Source organism: Pseudomonas sp. Sample_9 (assembly GCF_004307535.1).
GTDB lineage: Bacteria > Pseudomonadota > Gammaproteobacteria > Pseudomonadales > Pseudomonadaceae > Aquipseudomonas > Aquipseudomonas mercuritolerans.
On sequence record NZ_RAZO01000477.1, the window covers coordinates 1 to 4,065 of the forward strand.

The following is a 4,065-nucleotide window of genomic DNA, read 5'->3' on the forward strand; positions in this document are numbered from 1 at the left end:
TTCTGGCGTAGCTGTAGGCAAAGGCGCAAGGATATGTAGCCTGGGAGCGTGACTGAAAATGTCTTTTTAAACATTGGTGTTTACTTAGGCCTCATTCCGTCATCTCCCCTCAAAATTAATCCGTCCCCTAATGCCGTTATCCCTGCTCCCTTTCCCGTGAGGAGCGTTATCCCCCAAACGGAGAAATTCGACATCTGGCTGTACTTAGCTGACAATCTGTATTAATGCCATACGTGACCCACCACCAAGGAAGAAATGATGGATGTACTTGAACATTATCGGGCTCTTATCAGGAATTCGGACGTCGTCTTGGCAGAAATGGTCCAAGCAAATGGGCTTGAGGCGTTGATTTCTTCTCATAATTACCTTATGGATTTCGACGCTCTAAAAATGGCTATTGCAGGGCGTCCAGAAGCTGGTGTTCTCGATTCTGCGGTTAAGGAATACCAATTTGCTCTATTTGCCTTGGTAAGCGGTCAATATAGGCACGCATTTGGAGGACTCAGACTTTTTTTCGAGCTAATGCTTGCCACCGTGCATTTCTCCGCACATGAAATCGATTATCGAATGTGGGAAAAAGATGCGAAGGATATAAACTGGAGTGCTTTGAAGGATGCACAAAATGGTGTTTTCGCGACAAACTTTATCCGCGCCTTCAATCCAGGGTTCTCGGACTGCGGAAAGCAATACTTAGCAATTGCAGAAGCTGTCTATCGTGAGCGCTCACAATTTGTTCACGGAAATGCAGGAACTCATGCTGTACTTCCCTCAGATATCGCATTTCAATTAGAAGCTTTTTCCTCTTGGCATGACAAAGCGACAACAATGCGACTCGCAATTATTTTTGCTTTTTCAGCTCGCTATCTAAATTACGTTACAAAAGAAGCACTAGATCGGATGGAACCGATCATCACAGATGTAATTGGTAACTTAGCACCAGTTCAAGAAATTTTCGCACAACCAGCGGAGGCTTAATAAGCATGGCAGATTTTTTCTTTAGGACCGAGGATATTCGGCCGGACGAGGTTCTTGATTACTTTGTTGAAACCTCCAAGGACCGCCAAGTCGTTGATGCTCTTAAAAACAGAAATCCTGTAGTGCTAGTTGGCAGCCGAGGCGTAGGAAAGTCATTCCTACTTCGGGTTGCTCAAAAAGAACTGATGGATGCGTTTGAGCACGACCGAGTGTTTCCCGTTTATATTAGCTTCGTGAGAAGTTCACTGCTTCAGTCGTCTGATCCAGACCAATTCAAGCATTGGATGCTGGCAAGAATTTGCTCTACCGTCATGAGAAGCCTGACTAAGGCCGGGCTCCTCGGCGGAGTTCCCAAGAGTATTGGCTTGCTTGCTGGGGGCGCAGTAACATCCTCAATAGAGCGTACCAAGGTTGAAGAAATTGCTGAAGCTTATGAAGCCTCTTGGAAAACACCGCAAGTAGCCGTAAACGCCGATGGGCTTCCCAGCATTGATGACTTTAAGGAAGCACTTGAAGACTTGGGTGATGAACTCGATATTTCTAGATTCGCTCTTCTTTTTGATGAGGCGGCGCATATTTTTTTGCCAGAACAGCAACGTCAATTTTTCACGATTTTCAGAGACTTACGATCACACTGTATTACGTGCAATGCTGCGGTTTATCCCGGCGTAACAACTTTCGGTGAGACTTTTCAGCCTGTTCATGACGCTACAATGCTTACCATTGATCGCGATATCTTATCCAGTGACTATGTAGAAAACATGCGGGAGATTGTCCAAAAGCAAGCAGACAGCAATATATTGTCGCAAATTGCTCAATACGGGAAAAATTTCGCCACACTGGCTTATGCCGCGACTGGCAACCCTAGGTTGCTGCTAAAAACTATAGCCCAGTGCCCAAAAATAAATTCTCAACAAGTAAACGAGACGATCAGAGAGTTTTACAGAACAGAAATATGGGCAGAGCATTCCACTTTGTCGGAAAAATATTCTGGCCATAAAGCTTTGATAGACTGGGGCAGAGAATTTATTGAATCTCAGGTTCTCCCTGACATTAAAATTAAAAACGAACAATATCTTTCGTCCGACAAGGCTACCTCCGCTTTTTTTTGGATTCATAGAGACGCCCCAGAGCTAATAAAAGAGGCTTTACGAGTCCTTGCATATACGGGAATTGTGATCGAACATGCCGTTGGCATTAAAGCGAGTCGCGCTGAAATTGGAAAGCGTTATGTAATTAATCTCGGCTGCCTTTTTGCACTTGAGTCGACACCTACCAGTTCTGCATTTGAAATAGCGAAAGAATTGACTCCAAAACGAATGACCGAATACGGCTCAAATCATCAGTCATATAAAAAACTCACCGATCAGGCTGGGCTAATCACCGACGAAGGTATGGCTTTAGCACTGAACACCCAACTGGATCGACCCGCTAATGTACTTGATTTGACTGCGTGGCAGCTGGAAAAATTGACTGAACTTGGTCTTGACACCGTTAGGGATGTTCTTAATGCGACAGAGGCAAAGCTCAAAGAGGCGAATTATGTTGGGGATAAAAGAGCACGTAGAATGCGTAATGCAGCGGTCGCGGCTGTGCTTGAGTACTTGTCAGGCTAAAATCGCAACCCTAGTAAAAAAACTTACAAAAGCAGCGTGCACCGTAATTATTAGAAATCCGAATTTTATTTTTAACCTGGTCAAGCACACTCACACTCCATGAGTTGGAGAACTGCGAAAGTAAGGGGGATATATATGCGGCTAATGCGTTTTATGCCACAGCATTTAATCCCCCGAGCATTCCGAGACACTTTCGCACCTCAGCATCGGATCTAAGCACTTTCCAAAGATTATAATTGACTAAGCTCATCACCTGATGTCGTTAATAACCTTTAGCGAAAATTTTCTAGACCGACTTCCGCACCCTCGAAAAATAGTGTAAGTTGAAGCTGTTCAGATCGACCCGCTGAAGGGTCACCAACTACTCTAGGAGTAAACATGCCAGCGTCTCTAGTGGGCGATCTATCGGGTGAAGAAATCATTTGGAGGTACATGACTCTGGATAGGTTAATAAACCTTTTGGATGATAGAGCGCTATTTATGACCGGCTTGGGCGCATACAGCAAAAGCGATCCATATGAGGGGTACCCCCCTCCCATTGTGCTTAAGCAAGTCAAGAATCAATGTCCAACTTCCATGTACTTCTCCCATGATGCGAGCAATTCGCAAGACCTCAACAATTTCAAAGTATTTGCCGAGAGAATTTTTCTTTCACGAGCAGTGTCGTGCTGGTATCAAGGGAATGAAGAATCGGAAGCGATGTGGAAGATATATGGCGATACGGGAAAAGCAATTGCAATTCGAACCACTACCGGCAAACTCGCGGAAGCGCTTGGAGATGAATTTCACGGAAAAATAGCGAGAGTCCTATATATCAACTACACAAAAGTTACTCAGGAGGACGCTGATGCCGTAATGGGCGCCCACGCTCAAAATGCGCTTCTGGATCCCATTTATAAAAGACATTCATACGCACATGAAAAAGAAGTCAGAATATATATGCCAATCAAAAACGCCAACATACACGACCCCGACTCCTATAAATCGCAGCTAGCCCCTATAGACTACGTCGATATGATCGATGAAATTGTTGTCTCCCCATTCTGCGGCGGCACGTACTTAAAGGCTACTAAAGCGGTGGCCACACTGTTTGGAGTTGGGGATAGAGTGAGACATTCAACACTACTTTCAGACTTGGCGCCAATCTACTCAAATATAGAAGGTACTGCTTGACGCACGCCAACTCATATTTTTTATGATGAGTAAAGGCCCTTCATTTTGCGAACCATGTAAAAAGTCATGAGGCGCAGGAAGTTTTATGTTCATAGGCGTATTAATGGTCATTGATGAGAGACTGCTTCCCGCGTTCTGCCGTCAGCCAGAACAGTATTTATCGGCCGATAGCGGACATTCACGGAAGACTCTTACGGTCGAAATCGGGCAATGAAATTTCAGAACCCAAGCACGTACCATAACTATTAGGGAAAAAATCCGGCCTCCCGGCGCAATTCACGGCATTACCAACCTCGGCAAC

The 4,065-nt window shown here is 44.9% G+C and carries 3 protein-coding genes; all 3 read left to right on the forward strand.

The window, feature by feature from the left end; all coding sequences use genetic code 11:
• Nucleotides 1-258: 258 nt before the first annotated feature.
• The 3 genes from D6877_RS27170 (at nt 259) to D6877_RS27180 (ending at nt 3,764) form a co-directional block, all read left to right on the forward strand.
• A complete protein-coding gene (locus D6877_RS27170; RefSeq protein ID WP_130912686.1) occupies nt 259-975 on the forward strand; it encodes a hypothetical protein in 717 nt (238 codons plus the stop codon).
• A 5-nt stretch (nt 976-980) separates the two neighbouring features.
• Nucleotides 981-2,591, forward strand: coding sequence for a hypothetical protein (locus D6877_RS27175; protein WP_130912687.1), 1,611 nt, complete (start codon nt 981-983; stop codon nt 2,589-2,591).
• Nucleotides 2,592-2,969: 378 nt separating this feature from the next.
• Nucleotides 2,970-3,764 (forward strand): DUF2971 domain-containing protein, encoded by a 795-nt coding sequence (locus D6877_RS27180; RefSeq protein WP_130912688.1) that lies wholly within the window; start codon nt 2,970-2,972, stop codon nt 3,762-3,764.
• The last annotated feature ends 301 nt before the right edge of the window (nt 3,765-4,065 follow it).